Annotated in this window: 15 protein-coding genes and 1 pseudogene; 7 read left to right on the top strand and 9 right to left on the bottom strand. The window is 43.0% G+C overall.

From position 1 onward, the window contains the following. Position 1 precedes the first annotated feature (1 nt). Positions 2-1,114 carry a hypothetical protein gene (locus IPP77_14785; protein MBL0310880.1) on the top strand — a complete coding sequence of 371 codons (1,113 nt, stop codon included), beginning with the start codon at positions 2-4 and terminating at the stop codon, positions 1,112-1,114. A gap of 312 nt (positions 1,115-1,426) precedes the next feature. Further along, positions 1,427-2,110 carry a hypothetical protein gene (locus IPP77_14780; protein MBL0310879.1) on the top strand — a complete coding sequence of 228 codons (684 nt, stop codon included), beginning with the start codon at positions 1,427-1,429 and terminating at the stop codon, positions 2,108-2,110. Between the two features lie 30 nt (positions 2,111-2,140). On the opposite strand, the gene IPP77_14775 is transcribed toward IPP77_14780, so the two are convergent. Then, positions 2,141-3,406, bottom strand: coding sequence for an aspartate kinase (locus IPP77_14775; protein ID MBL0310878.1), 1,266 nt, complete (start codon positions 3,404-3,406; stop codon positions 2,141-2,143). Positions 3,407-3,427: 21 nt separating this feature from the next. Continuing rightward, positions 3,428-3,913, bottom strand: coding sequence for a GNAT family N-acetyltransferase (locus IPP77_14770; GenBank protein MBL0310877.1), 486 nt, complete (start codon positions 3,911-3,913; stop codon positions 3,428-3,430). Between the two features lie 109 nt (positions 3,914-4,022). Between IPP77_14770 and fbp the strand changes: the two genes are divergently transcribed. Together fbp and IPP77_14760 are read left to right on the top strand one after the other, a co-directional pair. Then, complete coding sequence (fbp, locus tag IPP77_14765) at positions 4,023-5,000, top strand: class 1 fructose-bisphosphatase (protein MBL0310876.1); 978 nt, start codon at positions 4,023-4,025, stop codon at positions 4,998-5,000. Positions 5,001-5,009: 9 nt separating this feature from the next. Then, entirely contained in the window at positions 5,010-5,909 is a 900-nt protein-coding gene (locus IPP77_14760) for a gliding motility-associated C-terminal domain-containing protein (protein ID MBL0310875.1), read from the top strand. 11 nt (positions 5,910-5,920) lie between these two features. On the opposite strand, the gene IPP77_14755 is transcribed toward IPP77_14760, so the two are convergent. The 7 genes from IPP77_14755 to IPP77_14725 form a co-directional block, all read right to left on the bottom strand. Continuing rightward, the gene (locus IPP77_14755; GenBank protein ID MBL0310874.1) at positions 5,921-6,313 is read right to left on the bottom strand and encodes an arsenate reductase ArsC; all 393 of its coding nucleotides are present in this window, start codon (positions 6,311-6,313) and stop codon (positions 5,921-5,923) included. After that, on the bottom strand, positions 6,313-7,158 hold the full coding sequence (locus IPP77_14750; protein MBL0310873.1) for an arsenite methyltransferase: 846 nt from the start codon (positions 7,156-7,158) through the stop codon (positions 6,313-6,315). Before IPP77_14750 ends, IPP77_14755 begins: the two co-directional genes overlap by 1 nt. 30 nt (positions 7,159-7,188) lie before the next feature. Next, positions 7,189-7,527 carry a winged helix-turn-helix transcriptional regulator gene (locus tag IPP77_14745; GenBank protein MBL0310872.1) on the bottom strand — a complete coding sequence of 113 codons (339 nt, stop codon included), beginning with the start codon at positions 7,525-7,527 and terminating at the stop codon, positions 7,189-7,191. Positions 7,528-7,691: 164 nt separating this feature from the next. Then, on the bottom strand, positions 7,692-8,990 hold the full coding sequence (gene ffh / locus IPP77_14740) for a signal recognition particle protein (protein MBL0310871.1): 1,299 nt from the start codon (positions 8,988-8,990) through the stop codon (positions 7,692-7,694). A gap of 94 nt (positions 8,991-9,084) precedes the next feature. Next, on the bottom strand, positions 9,085-10,533 hold the full coding sequence (locus tag IPP77_14735) for a glyceraldehyde-3-phosphate dehydrogenase (protein ID MBL0310870.1): 1,449 nt from the start codon (positions 10,531-10,533) through the stop codon (positions 9,085-9,087). Between the two features lie 293 nt (positions 10,534-10,826). Then, on the bottom strand, positions 10,827-11,765 hold the full coding sequence (locus IPP77_14730; GenBank protein ID MBL0310869.1) for a hypothetical protein: 939 nt from the start codon (positions 11,763-11,765) through the stop codon (positions 10,827-10,829). Between the two features lie 858 nt (positions 11,766-12,623). Beyond that, entirely contained in the window at positions 12,624-13,496 is an 873-nt protein-coding gene (locus IPP77_14725; GenBank protein ID MBL0310868.1) for an RNA polymerase sigma factor RpoD/SigA, read from the bottom strand. A 186-nt stretch (positions 13,497-13,682) separates the two neighbouring features. On the opposite strand from IPP77_14725, the gene IPP77_14720 reads away from it, so the two are divergent. From IPP77_14720 to IPP77_14710, 3 genes and pseudogenes are all read left to right on the top strand, one after another. Beyond that, positions 13,683-14,090: a Smr/MutS family protein gene (locus IPP77_14720; protein ID MBL0310867.1), complete on the top strand. Its 408-nt coding sequence runs from the start codon at positions 13,683-13,685 to the stop codon at positions 14,088-14,090. 250 nt (positions 14,091-14,340) lie between these two features. Continuing rightward, positions 14,341-15,804, top strand: coding sequence for an MBOAT family protein (locus tag IPP77_14715; protein ID MBL0310866.1), 1,464 nt, complete (start codon positions 14,341-14,343; stop codon positions 15,802-15,804). 16 nt (positions 15,805-15,820) lie between these two features. After that, a pseudogene (locus IPP77_14710) lies at positions 15,821-16,751 on the top strand (hypothetical protein). Positions 16,752-16,788 lie beyond the last annotated feature (37 nt).

Here is a 16,788-nt window from a genome sequence, read left to right as displayed (position 1 = left end):
GATGAAAGTAACCTACATTCTGGGTGCCGGTGCCAGCGCCTTATCAGTTCCTACTTTAGCCACCTTCAATGCCGGGCTGCGCATTTTTATTGACGAAATAAAAGCAGCAAAAGGGAAAATGCATGCCAACACAGAGGTAACAGAGAAGCGAGCGTTCAGTTTGATTCAGGATGATTTTATCCGCGATGCGGAAATTCTTTATGGCGAAATAGCCGCACATCAGAACGTGGACATTTATGCCCGAAAGCTCTATCTCACTCATCAAGAAGACAAACTGCTAAGGGCCAAAGCCCTGGTGTCGGCCTACCTGATATTCCATCAAGTAACCAACAAGGTGGATAAACGCTATGACCTCTTTCTTTCCACCATTTTTGAAAAGGACAACGACCCCACCAAACTGAAATTACCCACTGACCTGCTGCTCCTTTCCTGGAACTATGATTTTCAATTAGAACTTTCGGCCTCTGCCTTTTTCAGCAAAAACTCCTTGCTTGAAAATCAGGAACTGCTCAATCACCACCCCCGCATGGAGATGGTGGACCTCGACCGCGAAATTCTAAACAAGTTCAGTATCATCAAATTGAACGGCACCGTTTCGGGCTTTCAGCCGGACGAAATGACCTTTCGCTCGCTGCCGGTTCAGTTTCAGATGAAAGACGAAAAAGACAATTCGCCCGAGCAAAACTGGCTCAACCGCCTGACCGAAGCAGTACTGAATTATTTCTACCTCACAGACCGGAAACCAGCCTCTACTTCCTCTCTACTGTTTTCTTGGGAAACGAACACGTTTATCAAGAAGATGAAGAATTATACGCTCTACAAGATTTACAACAGCGAAATTCTGGTAGTCGTTGGATACTCCTTCCCTACTTTCAACCGGAAGGTGGATCGGGAGTTTCTGTTGCGGCTGATAAGCTTAAAGGAGGTTTATATTCAAGCACCGGCTGACGATATTCAATCTATCACCGACCGCTTTTGTGCCCTCTATGGGCCGGAGAAAATCAAACAGCTGGGTGGCACGGGCAAAAACCCCATCAATGTGCACCAGATTGTGATGAAAAGCGAAAAGCTAGACGACGAATTCTATATCCCGATTCAGGCTACTACTTTTTAATTATTTGGTGGCTTATTGGCTCTAAGCTATATCTTTTTTTGCTCTATAAATTTTTAAAGGAACAAAAAGCCCGCCTGACTGCTTCAAGTCGGGCAGGGATGTCGCCTCTATCCCAGCCGCCAACAGCTAGCAACCGCGTTATGATATAGAGATTCTATTCAATAAAGTGTGTCAAGTAAAAATTACTACACTTATTACGTCCTACGAATGCATTATCCGTATGATGTATTGTATACTTCCTGCTGCACCTGTTTGCCTGAGATTGTTAGTGGGCTTGTAATTTAGACAGAAACATCCTAAAATTGCCTTTCAGTGAATAAGTTCAATTATACTATACCTACCAGCGATCCTGAATTTGACAAATTTCAGAGTGCCGTGCTTTACAGATTGATTGGTCGCACGCGTAATTGGCAAATACCAGATGAAGAAGTTGAAAAACTGGTAGCCCTTCAAAAATCATGGAAAGAATATCGAATAAAGACTTTTGGCAAACATCACTGCACACATAATGACGTTAAAAGGAAGAACGAGATAAAGAAAGAGTTTGTGAAGTTGTTGCGCGATTTCATTAAAACTTGGATCGCAGGGAATCTGAAAATGACCGATATAGATCGGATGACGGCTGGATTCAAATTAATACCCAAACCCCGTACGTTTATACCACCACCCTATCAAATTCCGGAACTAACGATTAAATACATAGAGAATTTTCAAGTAAGGGTTCGGGTGAAGCCTCCTTATGCTCGCCCGAGAGCAGGAGTCAAAAAGACCGGGAAACCAAAAGATGTAGAGTTCATCCATATAGTTTATGACATAGGGGAGCATCAAGGCGGCCCTTCCGAATGTCGCTTTCGGCTGATGCTAAGCAAAATGTACACGGACATCTTTTTTGATGCGGCAGATGAGGGGAAAAAGGTAGCTATGTATGCTCGCTATATGAATGAGAAGCATGAGCCAGGAAACTGGAGTTCGATGAAGATTTTTTGGATAAGGTGATTTGTGTTTCTTCCTATGGAATAAGCCTAATTACTCCCGCATCAAAACCTGAATAGTTGTACGTGAAACCTGCCGAAGCAAAATATCCTTGTCGCGGGTCATCCGGTCAATAATACCCTGATTGTAGTGTCGGATGGTGAGCAAGGTGAGCTTGTCGTTGCGAGAAATAGAAAAGTCTTCCTGAAGTTCTGAGATAACATTCTCTACCTTTTCGGATATATAATCTACGGCGATAGAAAAACTTATGGCCGCATTTTGCATCAGATTAATACGCAAGCGATTTTGAGCAAAGGTAGAGAACACTTTACTGAGGTGTTCTTCTGCAATGAATGAAAAATCCTTAGCAGAAAAGGAAAGTAGTATTTGATCCGCCTTTCGGATAATCAGGGGTGGTAGAAAATTGACGTTGGCATTAGCCGATATGATCGTACCCCTCTTATTATAATTCACAAAGGAACGAACCTCCAGAGGAATATTTTTATTCTGTATGGGCTTGATGGTTTTGGGGTGAATCACACTGGCACCATAGTAAGTCATCTCAATAGCTTCATGGTAAGTAATCTCGCTCAATAATTCTGTGTTGGGAAATTCCTTAGGGTCCGCATTCATAATACCCTCTACATCTTTCCAAACGGTCATCCGTTCGGCATCGAGTGAATAGGCAAAGATAGAGGCAGTATAATCCGAGCCTTCGCGCCCCAGTGTTGTGAAGAATCCTTCTGGGGTGCTACCCACAAATCCCTGGGTGATGACAAAACCGGTTTTTATTAAATCCGCAATTTTTGTTTTTATAGCAGTTTCCGTTTTCTCAAAATCCACTTTCCCTTCCGTATAAGCATTGTCGGTAAACAATACTTCCTTGACATCCAACAGCGTGTTTTTCAATCCTACGGAATTGGCGTAGTCGCTTGCTACAGTCGTAGAAATATATTCGCCGACAGAAACCACCTGATCGTAGATATAATTATAGTTGCGTGAAGTGTTTCTATTTAGAAACCTTCGAACAGATTCAATCAGCTTCTTTACATCTACAACCACTTTGGAATTTACATTCCCATCATAAAGACTCATGATAATGGTCAAATGTTTTTCATAAACACCATCCAGCGCTTTATCCCATTCCGCCTTCCCGGCATAATACAAATCCACAACAGACTCTAATTCATTCGTAGTTTTTCCCATAGCAGAAATAACCACTACCTTTTCCTTACTGTTATTTTCTTTCAGAATGCTAATAACATTTTTTACGGCCCCAGCATCTTTGACCGAGGCTCCCCCGAATTTGTAAATATTCATTGGTGTTTTGATTAGGTGGTTCTATGGTTTTTCAAGATATCGAGTGATTTGCTCATGAGTCATTTTACAGTTGATCCACTCAGAATCCAACTCTACTCTCATTTTCTTATAGAATTCAATGGCCGGTATATTCCAGTCTAAGACCTGCCATCGAACCTGATTAACCTTTGCTTGCCTTGCTTCCTTCAAGAATGCATCCATCAGTTGACGGCCAACACCATAACCCCGTGAGGATTCCGTTACAATTAGGTCATCGAGATAATAAATGCGGCCTTTCCAGGTAGAGTAAGCCATATAATAAAGTGCCATACCAATTACCGCATTAGATTTCAAATCTTCAGCAATAATGACTTTATAAATGGAATTAGTCCCAAAGCCATCCTCGGCAAGCATCTTTTCAGTATTCTTAACTGCGTCAGGAGCGTGTTCAAACGTTGCTAATTCTTTGATTAAGGCTAAAATTCCCGGAACATCCCTTTCTATACCCTGCCGAATCACAAAACTCATATCCCCCTTAAATTAGAGTGGCAAATATATACGCTGAGAAAGATTATAAAAGGGAGAGTTCTAAAGTAGCAGACAACGGACAATTGATATATTCGCAATTATAAATTTTTTGACCGGTATGCAGCCTAGAACTACGCTCTCCACTTTTCTCGAATCCTCCACACCTCTTGATTTGACTAAACTCATTGTATCTCTTTCGGAGGGATGTAAAATTATCAGCCGTCTGGTGAACAATGCCGGTATCAGCGGGATAACAGGTACCACAGGTAATACAAATGTACAGGGAGAAACCGTTCAAAAACTCGACGATCTTTCAAATAAAATCATGATGGATTACCTCACCGCCAGCGAAACCTGCTCCGGTTATCTGTCCGAAGAAAATGAAGGAATCGCTACTTTAAATGAAAAAGGCAAATACACCGTTGCCATTGACCCGTTGGACGGCTCTTCGAATATTGATGTTTGCGCACCGATAGGGACCATTTTCTCAGTCAATGAAAGATTAAGCGCCATCGGCGAAGTGAATGAAGGGGATTTTCTTCAAGAGGGAATTCATACAAGGGCGGCAGGATATGTGATTTACGGCAGTTCTACTATCTTGGTTCTTTCCGTAGGTAACGGAGTAAATGGTTTTACATTGAATACGGAGGATGGAGGATTTTATCTTTCCCATCCGAACATGAAAATTCCGGCAAACGGAAAGATCTATTCTATCAATCAAGGGAATGCTTCAAAGTTTGACGAAGGCGTGAAGAGCTTTATAGCCCATTGTACAGAAGTTGATAAGGCAACTTCTCGACCATATTCTTTGCGCTACATTGGTTCGATGGTGGGCGACCTACATCGCAATTTAATAAAGGGAGGTATCTTTATTTATCCGGCCAACAAAGGGGAGGCAAAAGGAAAATTAAGATTGCTGTATGAATGTATCCCTATGTCATTTTTGGTTGAGCAAGCAGGAGGAAAAGCTACAGACGGGAAAATGCGTTTGCTTGAAATTCGACCTACAGCTATTCACGAGCGCACAGCGATTTTTATTGGTTCGATGGAGATGGTAAATAAAGCGATGGATTTTTTAAAAAATTAAGCAGAACCGGTGAAGAAACTATCTGCCTTTTTCCTTCTCTTTATCTTGATATCTTTTATCAAGGCGCAAAGTCCTCCTTCGGCTATCAACGATACGGCGATTGTTCCTCAATCTTCTGATAACATTCTTTCGGTCGCTCAAAACGATACAAATTATGCGGGGGGTGCATTGACGCTCAATCTAGTTACCTTACCAAGTCGAGGAACCGCCTCTATTATTAACAGCGTTCAAATCAGATATGTTCCTACACCCCTATATTTTGGACTGGATTCATTTCAATATGCTATTTGCGATACCAATAATCTTTGCGACACAGCCTCCGTATTCATTATTATCATAGGTAGCAACGCTGTCCCAAAAGGATGGGAAGATGAATTTATCATTGCCGAAGGTCAAGACACCACTGAGCTTGCCGTTCTCGCAAATGATACCGATGCCGAAGGCGATTCACTGTTTGTTCGATCTGTGTATAGTACCTCGTTCGATCCGGATTTAGGGGAGATTATTTTTGATTCCATTACTGGAGTTATTCGTTTTGTCCGCGTGCCGCTTTCCTGTGGTAATTCAAAATTCTACTATCTCGTTTGCGATCAATCTGGCTGCGACACAGGTCAGGCAACCATTTACATCTACTGCCCCGGCGAAGTATTTAGCCCCGAAGGTTTCTCACCCAATGGCGATGGGAAAAACGACCTTTTAGTATTTACAGATTTGGAATACTTCTCACCAGCTTCTCTCAAAGTCTTTAATCGCTATGGTTCCATCGTTTATGAAAGTACAGATTACAAAAACGATTGGGACGGCAATACAATGTCCACAGGCAGACCTATCCCCGATGGCACCTACTTTTATATTCTGGAACTGGTGGACAAAAGAAAATCCCACAGCTACTTGATTATCAACAGGTGATAAATCGTTAGTTAATAATCCTCCAGAAGAAGTTCTTTAACCTTCTCCTCTATCAGACTCCTCACTTCCCTGAATCCTTCCATATCCATGTTTCTCGGATCCGGTATTTGCCAATCCAAACTTTGAATTGCTTTTACATGAGGGCAAGCATCACCACATCCCATCGTCACTACATGGTCAAATGTTATATCTGGTATTAATGCAAGCGATTTAGAGGAATGCGCAGACAAGTCATAACCTATCTCCCTCATCACCTCAATCGCTCTAGAATTTATTTTTCCCAAAGGAGCAGAACCGGCGCTAAACGCGTTTACCATATCTTCTCCATGTATTATTGCGAAGGCTTGCGCCATTTGGCTACGGTTACTGTTCTCAACGCAAACAAAAAGAAGGTTCTTCTTCATTAACTGCAACAGTCCGGTCCGCAGCAAGCAGCCTTGTCAGCCGGCTTTTCTGCATAAACCGTAATACTGAATATCCCATTACCACTCTTCTTGTATTCCTCGATGGTTTCTTGGGAGATATACTTGAGTAGCAGATCATCGGGAACAACAATCGGCTTTTCCTTTTGAACAATCATATTCTTAAAACCTACCTTGCTGACCATTGAAAGGTAAGCATCTTTTTGAATCGCCCCGGAAACACAGCCGACATACAACTCCGCGTTCTTTACCATCGCTTCGGGTAAATCACCGATTAGCACCACATCACTGATACTGAAATGAGCCCCGGGTTTCAACACTCGGTAAACTTCGCTGAGCACTCTTTCTTTATTCGGCACTAGGTTCAGAACACAATTACTGACAACCACATCTGCCTGATCATTGCTCACTGGTATGTTTTCAATATCTCCTTGTCTGAATTCTATGTTATTAAACTTCAGCCTTTCTGCGTTGAGCCTCGCTTTGCTAATCATAGTTTCAGAAAAGTCAACGCCGATTACCTTTCCTGATTCGCCCGTTTCATGTCGAGCAATGAAACAATCATTGCCGGCACCGCTTCCCAGATCAACGACCGTATCGCCTTTCTTAATTTTAGCAAACTTGGTGGGCAAGCCGCAACCCAAGCCCAAATCAGCATCCGGATTATAACCTGCTACGGATGAATAGTCCTCCGTCATAATGTTATACACTTCCTCGCTGCATCCGCCGGAGCCGCAGCAACTGCTTTGATTCATTTCTTTACTCTGTTCGGCAATTTCAGAGTATTTCTGTTTGACTACTGATTTGATTTCTTGTACGTTTTCCATTGTTTCTGATTTAATATGATGAATGAATAATTAACAGCAATTGCGCTTTTCCTCGTGGCTCTTTGTTTTGATGAAGAAGCGGGTAAATGACTTTTCAAATCGTTGAAAGACTTTCCAGTTGATACAGTAACAAGACTTGGGGCCATCTACCGATCCGATAATCAAACCGGCATTGAGCAGTTCTTTCAGATGTTGCGATACTGTTGATTGTGCTAAGGGAAGTACCTCGACAATTTCACCACAGACACACTGATCTCTTTCCGCCAGTATTTTCAGGATGGCCACGCGGGCCGGATGGCTGAGGGCCTTGGCAAAATCAGCTATTTCAATTTGTGCCTCACCAAACTCTTCTCTCTTGTTCACTGCCATATCCTCATTTAATATCGCAAATATACGATAAAGGAAATGGTACTTCCAAATTTTAAGCCAATTATTTTCTATCAGCCATACATTCTGGCCCCTGTTCCGGAGAAGGAATCAATAGACTATATAGAAAAAAGGGAAATTACTTCGTCCAGGAAAATATCCGGGTATTATCTGCCAAACTTCATGGGCCGACCAGATTGATGCATCTTGTTCATGCTCTTCATCATGTCTTTCATCTCCTCAAATTGCTTGAGAAATTGATTCACCTCCTGAATTGTGTTTCCACTGCCTTTAGCTATACGGATTTTTCGTTTGGCATCGAGCAAAGAGGGTTGCACTCTTTCCTGTTTTGTCATAGACAGGATAATAGCCTCGACCTTTTTGAAAGAATCATTGTTGATGTCAATGTCCTTCATTGCTTTCCCCACACCGGGAATCATTCCCATCAGGTCTTTGATGTTACCCATCTTTTTGATCTGGGCTAACTGAGAAAGAAAGTCGTTAAAGTCAAATTGGTTCTTGCGAAATTTCGCCTCAAGCTCTTTGGCTTTTTTATCATCGTATTGCTCCTGCGCTTTTTCTACCAGCGAAACAATATCTCCCATACCAAGGATTCGCGAAGCCATCCGTTCCGGGTGGAAAACGTCTAAGGTCTCCACCTTCTCGCCGGTCGAAACAAATTTAATCGGCTTGCCAACCGTATAAGTAACACTCAAGGCAGCACCACCGCGAGTATCTCCATCCAGTTTGGTCAATACCACGCCATCAAAATCAAGTCGGTCGTTAAAAGCCTTTGCCGTATTTACCGCGTCCTGACCGGTCATGGAATCTACTACGAAGAGAATCTCATCCGGTTTGGTTTTTGCCTTTACCGCAGAGATTTCCTTCATCATCTCCTCATCTACCGCCAAGCGACCGGCGGTATCTATAATCACACAATCCAGTCCAAGCGATTTTGCATGAGCAATTCCATGCTCTGCTATCTCTACCGGATTCTTGCTCTCCTTTTCATGATAAACCGGTATGTCAATCCGTTCGCCAAGCACAATCAACTGGTCAACGGCGGCAGGACGATATACATCGGCAGCAACCATTAAAGGACGTTTAAATTTTTTCGTCTTTAAATAATAGGCCAGTTTATGGGTAAAGGTGGTTTTACCGGAACCTTGCAGACCGGCAATGAGAATAACAGCAGGATTGCCTTTGATGTTGAAGTCGGCGGCCTTCCCTCCCATCAAATCGGTCAATTCATCGCTGACAATCTTTGTCATCACCTGTCCGGGATTCAGAGCGTTCAACACATTCTGTCCCAGCGCCTTTTCTTTTATCCGGTCGGTGAATTCTTTGGCAATCTTATAATTCACGTCGGCATCTACCATCGCACGACGAATTTCTTTCACCGTATCGGCAATGTTCAGTTCGGTGAGCTTGTGCTGCCCCTTAACGGCCTTTAAGGCTCCTTCTATTTTTCTTGTAAATTCTCAAACATGATCTGGTTGACGGTTAACGGTTAGCGGATGGCAGTGAAATAAGTTGCTGAATCTGAATCAAAATTAGTTTCTAGTAGTAAACTAATCTCCTGACACCGGCAAGGTGTTTGGCCAAGCGAATAACCTGCGAAGTATAGCCGTATTCATTATCATACCAACAATAAATCACTATCCGCTTGCCATCTTCCGATACAATCGTAGCGCGGCTATCAATCTGGCATCCATGCGAATTGCCCACTACATCGCTCGATACTAATTCATCAGAAGTAGAATAATCTATTTGCTCTATTAGCTCTCCAAAAAGAGAAGCGTTGCGAAGCATCTGGTTCACTTCTTCTACCGAAGTTTGTTTTTTCACTTCTAATTGAAGGATAGCCAGCGAAACATTCGGAACCGGAACACGAACCGAGTTGGAAGTGAGTTTGCCCTTCATGTGCGGAAATATCTTCGATACCGCCGTGCCGGCACCGGTTTCAGTAATGACCATGTTGATCGGTGCTCCTCTCCCTCTTCTCGATTTTTTGTGATAGTTGTCGAGTAGGTTTTGGTCATTGGTGTATGCGTGAACGGTTTCCATGTGGCCTTTCTCTATGCCTAAGTTATCTTCAATCACTTTAATGACCGGCACAATAGCATTGGTGGTGCAGGAAGCCGCGGAGAATATTTTTCCGTTGCTCATGTTGTAGGGTTCATGATTAATTCCATAAACGATGTTTGGAATGCTTCCTTTGCCCGGCGCGGTGAGCAGCACCATGCTGGTACCCTTGGCCTTCAAATGTTCGCCCAATCCTTTTTCATCTCTCCAAGCACCGGTATTATCAATCACAATAGCATCTTTGATTCCATACTGTGTGTAATCCACTTCCGCAGGGCTTTTAGCCGAAATCATTTTGATGGTATGGCCATTGATGATGATGGCATTGTTCTCCTTATCCACTTCTACCACCCCAGCAAAGCGCCCGTGAACAGAATCTTTGCGCAACAGGCTGGCGCGTTTTTCTAAATCATCATCGGCATGTTCGCGGATAACAATTCCTTTCAAACGAAGTTGGTGACCGCTTCCGGCGTGTTCAATCAAAATCCTCGCCGCCAAACGACCGATACGACCAAAGCCATACAACACAATGTCACGGGGTTTCAGCACCTTCTTTCCTTCGCCGATAAAGTCTTTCAACTTTTCATTCACGAAGGCATCATAGCTCTTGAAGTTTTTGCCTTCATCGAGCCATTCATGCGCCAATCTTCCCAAGTCAATTCTGGAAGGAGCGAGTTTCATCTTGGTCATGGCCTGTGCCAGACCGGTGGTTATCTCTAACGTAACGGGTACTCCGGCAAAATTCTGTGCATAATCATGGTCATTGATAATGCTGCTTATCTTTTTGTCGAATAATTTGCGGCGGAAAAGCACAATCTCTACCGACTTTTCTAATTGCAAATGGCTACCGGCATTCAATAAATCAAGTGCCAGTTTCTCATTATTAATCCATTCACTCAGTTCCTTTTCATAGTTCACTGCCATAACGCTGTTATAATTTAATTTTGATAATTAAGGTTTGAAAATTTGAGCCGCGAATATGCGAAAAGAAAAGCGGATGAATTTAGCCCCGATAATGACTCTCCTCATTCCTGACAAAAAATAACTTTTATAATGCTGAATGATGAATGCTGAGTGCTGAACGCCCTCCTGTATTCCATTCAGCACTCAGCACTCCCAATCAGCACTAAAAACCCTCCCGTTTCCACGAAAAGTGCAAGGGTCCCTTTGAAGATGGAAGGTTTAGTTCACACTCAGCATTCCAAACTCAGCAAAAATCACTCCGCCACCCGCTGCATCGGTACTTCCAGATAGGTACCTTGTCCTTCTATCAACTTAATAGCTTTAATAACCGGCGTATAGCCTTTGCAGGTGAAGTGCAGCTTCTGCGTTTTCATGAGCGTAGTGCTGATGATGAACTGGCCGTCATTACTGGTGATGAACCGGTTTCTGCCATTGGCAAATTTTATCTCAACGGCAGCCAGCATTTCGCCGCTCTGCATATCTACCACTATGCCTCTCAACTTTTTGGTGGCGCCCTTGCGAGCATACACCACACCCCAGCGCCGCGCATAGCGCCGCATAGAGGGGCGCGCCCTTTCGCCATAATAAGTCTCTACCTCGTTCCATACTTTCCTGATTACGCGGTTCACCTCCACCGTCACCTTCTTTATTTCGTTGCGCGCTTTCTTCAAATTCGATTTATCAATCAAGGTGCTGGTCACCAGGTTCAAGTAGGTCGTTTGCCGCAATTGAACGTCGCCAATAGAAGGGTTGCTCATGGGCACGCCCCCTGCCGCTATGCGTGCGGCTTCGCCGGTTATCAAATTACGCGCCCAGTAGATGATTTCGCTTTCCTGAAGCAGGGAAGGAACTTTTTCGCTCGATACCTCCAAGGAATATATCGCCCGCACCGCCGCCGGCTTTTCGCCTCGCGCAATGCTCAGATTCAAAGACTGGATGAAGTGAGACACATAGATTGCCAACGCATTTTTCGCCTTTTCTTTCTCTGCCACATGGGTGGCCTGCGCCGCCTTATAGGCGGAGAAAGCACGTAGTTTGTTTTCATAGTCCGGCTTCACCAGATTGAGCCTTGCTTGGGTAGCAGGTGTTAAAACGTCCGCGAAGACCGGTTGATTATTGGTATTCCAGGCGCTGCGAATTGCAGTAATCCTTTCTGTATTGCTCGATGGGTAGAATTTGGCTTCGGCAGACATACTTTCGGATATATTATCTTCTAAACTGAATAGGATTTAGCCTCTTACTGAATGCTAATATAAAGGTTTGTTTATAATATGGAGCATTAGCATATGCTAATAGAACCATTTAATAAAAATAAAGTGTTTAGCAGATGCTAAACTTCATCATTATAACCAATTACAACTATTAGCATGTGCTAAGGTTCTATATTGTAAAGAATATAGACTTTTAGCACATGCTAAGTATCTATATAATAGACAAACTATTCCATTAGCATAAATCAAGAGGATGGATTTTTATTGGGATAGCAGTTTGTTGATGCGTAGGGCTAAATATTAAGGTTAGGGAATTCATGCTATGACAGCTAAGGCATATCGCGCCATATTATTAAGTCAAGGTGTGGTGCGTTCTCTTCCCATCGTTCATCCCTACGGGATTAGGTAGATGGACAGACGACCTTACTACCATAGGCATCAATCCTACGGATTGAAATCCAAGTAAGGCTATCCATAGTGAATTGTTCTCCTTCCAGAGGAACTATCTTTTGGTAGAAGAAATTTATTGCCTTTTGGTAGAAGAAATTTATTGCCTGTTCTCAAGTCCTATCCTACGGATGGAGTCCGGATAGTTTCGCGTCCGGAGTAACTATTTGGGCCGAGAAGTTTATTGTTTTTCTAAGTCTAGCACGACCGTACTAAGATTTTTTTCCCGATTTTTGCCGCGGCTGCTGATGTATTACTTAGCTTATAGCCACCGCTAAGTTGCACTACTAGTTTAGGACTTGTTTCGCCTGCTTCCAATAATTTTTGAGCAAACTTGGAGTTAGAAAAATGAAAAATCTGAATTGATTTAATGTAGGAACTGGTTTAATGCACCTACTGCCCCAAAAAGGCTTTCAAGTTCTTGCACTGCGTCCTGTGCCTCAGTCGTTCCAGTCCTCTATCTTTTAGCTGCCGGACCCTTTCGCTGCTGAGGCCTAATTTCTTACCAATATCTACCACGCTCAATGGTTGTTCAGTATCAATACCAAAATACAGCCGAACGATGTCGGCCTGTTTTTTAGGAATTCCAGCCAGCGAGCGTTCAATTTCTTCGTGCAGCGACTCGATATATAGCAACTGATTATCTGCCGACTCGGCATCTTTATTCACCATAATATCCAGCAAGGACGAACCGTCGTCACTACTCGCAAACGGCGCATCCATCGAAATATGTCTGCCCGAAACACCAAGGGTATCTTCTATGTCCTCCACCTTAATATCGAGCAACATGGCCATTTCATCTGGCGTAGGCTCGCGTTCAAACTCCTGCTCTAATCGCATAAAGGCTTTATTGATGCGATTCAGAGAGCCTACTTTATTCAAAGGCAGTCGAACGATTCGCGCTTGCTCGGCCAGCGCCTGCAAAATAGATTGACGAATCCACCACACGGCATAGGAGATAAACTTGAAACCGCGCGTTTCATCAAATCGTTCCGCCGCTTTTATCAAGCCCAAATTTCCTTCGTTGATTAAATCGGACAAGCCCAATCCCTGATGCTGATATTGTTTGGCCACCGAAACCACAAAGCGAAGGTTTGCTCTGGCCAGCTTTTCCAACGCTTTGCTGTCGCCTTTGCGTATCTCGCGCGTTAAGGCGACCTCTTCTTCCACAGTCAGCAAATCTATTTTGCCGATTTCCTGTAAATATTTTTCCAGCGATTCGTTCTCGCGATTGGTAATCTGTTTAGTGATTTTTAATTGTCGCATAGGATGAAATAGGTTTGAGAGCCTGAGGTGTTAAATGTGTTTCATGCTACTAAAGAGAATATTTTTCGATTCATAAGCAAATTTAGCAACAGAAAACAAAGAATATCATTTAGTATATAGTGTTGCTATACCACAAAACATCTAGGCAAAAAGTATTTTCTTTGCTGGCAGAATTAAGGCAAATAAGTGATGAAGAAAAAGAAGAAAAAACCAGATGTAGCCTCCGGCGATTTGGGCTTTGACCCCGAGTTGTTGCGCATGTATATGACGGGCGCTGCCAATCCGGCAAACAGCACTAAGTTTGAGTTTAGTGAAGATGTTATTGATCTGCATTTAGAAAAGCTGAGTACCGGCAAAGGCCGCATAGCGCCTGAAGAAGCGCTGTTTGTTCAATTAGAGTCTTTTGAGGGATTGCTGGATAAAGCCATCGCCGCAGGCCGTCTGGAAATGCGCGTTGTTCATGGTCTGGGCAAGGGAAAACTGAAACAGGAAATTCATAAAATATTAGAGAAGCACCGACAGGTGAAGAGTTTTGAAAATGATTATCACAGCCGCTATGGATTTGGCAGCACTATTATTTATTTCAAGTTTTAGGGCTTTCACCAGACACGAACCGGCAACCTGTCGCAATTGAGCTACTTCAAGCGGCGATTTGGGGGTGTAAACCGAACTATTACATTTGTTGCATCCTGTGATTGTATGTTTTGAAATATCTCGTTCACCGCTCCTTTCGCAAAGATTGGGTTGTCTCCATGAATTTTTGTCGGTTCGGAAACAAAAACCCAGAATAGTTCATTTCATTAGTTGGCACTCCTAAACCACGGTTAAACTATCAGCAGCCCACATGCTTTTCAATTCCCTTGACTTTGCCATTTTCTTTCCAATTGTATTTATCCTGTATTGGTTCGTCACCAATCGGAATTTGAGATGGCAGAACATTTTGCTGATAGCAGCCAGCTATCTGTTTTATGGCTGGTGGGACTGGCGCTTCCTGTTCCTCTTGATTTTCAGCACGGCAGTAGATTATTCGGTCGGTCTGGCGCTTGAAAAAGTGGAACACAAAACCCAGAGGAAAATTTTGCTCTGGGCCAGTGTCATCATCAATCTCGGCTTTCTGGGATTCTTCAAATACTACAATTTCTTCGTTGACAATTTCGTGACTGCCTTTTCATTTTTCGAAAAGGATATTAGCCCAAATACGCTCAACATCATCTTGCCGGTAGGGATTTCCTTTTATACTTTCCACGGACTGTCTTATGTCTTTGATATTTATTTCCGCAGAATAAAAGCTACCCGAAACTGGGTGGATTATAGTCTGTTCGTGTCTTTCTTTCCATTGTTGGTTGCCGGTCCTATTGAGCGAGCTACTCATTTGCTTCCGCAGATGAAGGTGAAGCGCAAATTTGAATATGTCAAAGCGGTGGATGGATTACGACAAATACTGTGGGGCATTTTTAAAAAAGTAGTGATTGCTGATAACTGTGCCGAGTACGCCAATATGATTTTCAACCATTCATCGGAATACTCGGGAGCTTCTTTGGTTTTAGGTGCTTTGTTTTTCACCTTCCAGATTTACGGCGATTTTTCCGGTTACTCAGATATAGCCTTGGGCACCGCCCGGCTCTTAGGTTTTGAACTGCTCAGAAACTTTGCCTTCCCGTATTTCTCCAGAGACATTGCCGAATTTTGGCGGCGCTGGCATATCTCTTTGTCCAGTTGGTTCAGAGACTATCTCTACATTCCATTGGGAGGAAGCAAAGGGGGTATAGGGATGAAGATTCGCAATACGTTTATTATCTTTCTGGTCAGTGGGTTTTGGCACGGCGCAAGCTGGACCTTTATAGCTTGGGGCGCATTAAACGCTCTTTACTTCATGCCGCTGTTGCTATCCAACAATAATCGCAATCACATGGACATCATTGCTCGGGGAAAGTTCTTACCCACTATTAGGGAGGCTATCCTGATGCTAACGACCTTTGGCCTAACCGTCTTTGCTTGGATATTTTTTAGAGCCGAAAGCATTGGTCATGCTTTTCAATACGTAGGCGATATGTTGCTCGGTCTTGTACATAAAGCAGGCTACCACCAGGTTTATGATCTGATAATGAAAGGGGGATTGGGTCTTGTCCTTCTAATTGGGGCTTTTTTACTGATGGAATGGGTAGGCCGAGAAGGCCAATACGCTTTAGCAAATGTGGGGATGAAATGGAAAAGACCTGTCCGGTGGGCACTCTATTCATTTATCTTGTTTCTCATCGGCATGTTCATGCAAACCAATGAAACGCCGTTTATCTACTTCCAGTTTTAAACATGAAGCAAGCCCGATGAAATATTTTATCAAGTCCACGCTTTTGTTTTTCTTATTCACCACAATTGTATATATCATCTTGTTATACGTATCGGGCGAATATCTTCCGCAAGTGTTTAAGACAAATCTTAATTATCGCGTCGGTTCTTATGGACACACATCTTCGCGCATATCAGAACTGAAAACGACCAAGGATGTTGATGTTTTATTTTTGGGCTCATCTCACGCATACAGAGGTTTTGACACGCGGTATTTTACCAAGCACGGAATCAAGTCATTCAACTTGGGTTCGAGTGCACAAACTCCCATTCAAACTCGCCTGCTATTGAACCGCTATCTCGACCGCCTAAATCCCAGATTAGTGATTTATGAGGTTTACCCAATTACATTTTCATTGGATGGCGTTGAATCTGCTGTGGATATTATAGCGAATGACCGGAACGATTTCCATTCGTTGCAAATGGCTTTGAATATTAACCACATCAAGGTTTATAACACCTTGCTTTATGGGTGGATGCGTGAGTTGTTGAATAAAAATGCCGGATTTGTTGAAGCGAAAAGAAAAGATTATGACACCTATGTCCCGGGAGGGTTTGTAGAACGAGATATGGGATACTTCCAACATGCGCAATACCCAAAAACAAAATGGGATTTGAACGCCAGCCAGTTTGAATGTTTTGAGGAAATAGTCAGCTATGCTGAAGCAAAGAAATATCAAACTGGTTTTGGTCAACGCACCGATTCCTCCATTGATATATAATTCATACACCAACAACCACATCTTCGACAGTATGATCAGCCGGTATGGTGAGTATCATAACTTCAATGAAACGATGACATTAGATGACTCTCTTTATTTTTATGATTCGAACCATTTGAACCAGCGAGGTGTTGAACTTTTTGATACGGAAATTTTGGAGTTGATAAAAAAACGAAGTCAAAATTAATGGCAACATTATTTTACCAGAGATTGCGAACAGTAGC

This window comes from Bacteroidota bacterium, assembly GCA_016722375.1.
GTDB lineage: Bacteria > Bacteroidota > Bacteroidia > Chitinophagales > LD1 > Bog-950.
The sequence above is the reverse complement of the archived record's forward strand: the minus strand, read 5'-3'. Positions and strand labels throughout refer to the sequence as shown.

Coding starts and splice junctions, on each gene's coding strand:
- IPP77_14785 (MBL0310880.1), top strand. CDS start 2: ATGAAAGTAACCTACATTCTGGGTGCCGGTGCCAGCGCCTTATCAGTT.
- IPP77_14775 (MBL0310878.1), bottom strand. CDS start 3,406: ATGAATATTTACAAATTCGGGGGAGCCTCGGTCAAAGATGCTGGGGCC.
- IPP77_14770 (MBL0310877.1), bottom strand. CDS start 3,913: ATGAGTTTTGTGATTCGGCAGGGTATAGAAAGGGATGTTCCGGGAATT.
- IPP77_14755 (MBL0310874.1), bottom strand. CDS start 6,313: ATGAAGAAGAACCTTCTTTTTGTTTGCGTTGAGAACAGTAACCGTAGC.
- IPP77_14750 (MBL0310873.1), bottom strand. CDS start 7,158: ATGGAAAACGTACAAGAAATCAAATCAGTAGTCAAACAGAAATACTCT.
- IPP77_14745 (MBL0310872.1), bottom strand. CDS start 7,527: ATGGCAGTGAACAAGAGAGAAGAGTTTGGTGAGGCACAAATTGAAATA.
- IPP77_14735 (MBL0310870.1), bottom strand. CDS start 10,533: ATGGCAGTGAACTATGAAAAGGAACTGAGTGAATGGATTAATAATGAG.
- IPP77_14730 (MBL0310869.1), bottom strand. CDS start 11,765: ATGTCTGCCGAAGCCAAATTCTACCCATCGAGCAATACAGAAAGGATT.
- IPP77_14725 (MBL0310868.1), bottom strand. CDS start 13,496: ATGCGACAATTAAAAATCACTAAACAGATTACCAATCGCGAGAACGAA.
- IPP77_14715 (MBL0310866.1), top strand. CDS start 14,341: ATGCTTTTCAATTCCCTTGACTTTGCCATTTTCTTTCCAATTGTATTT.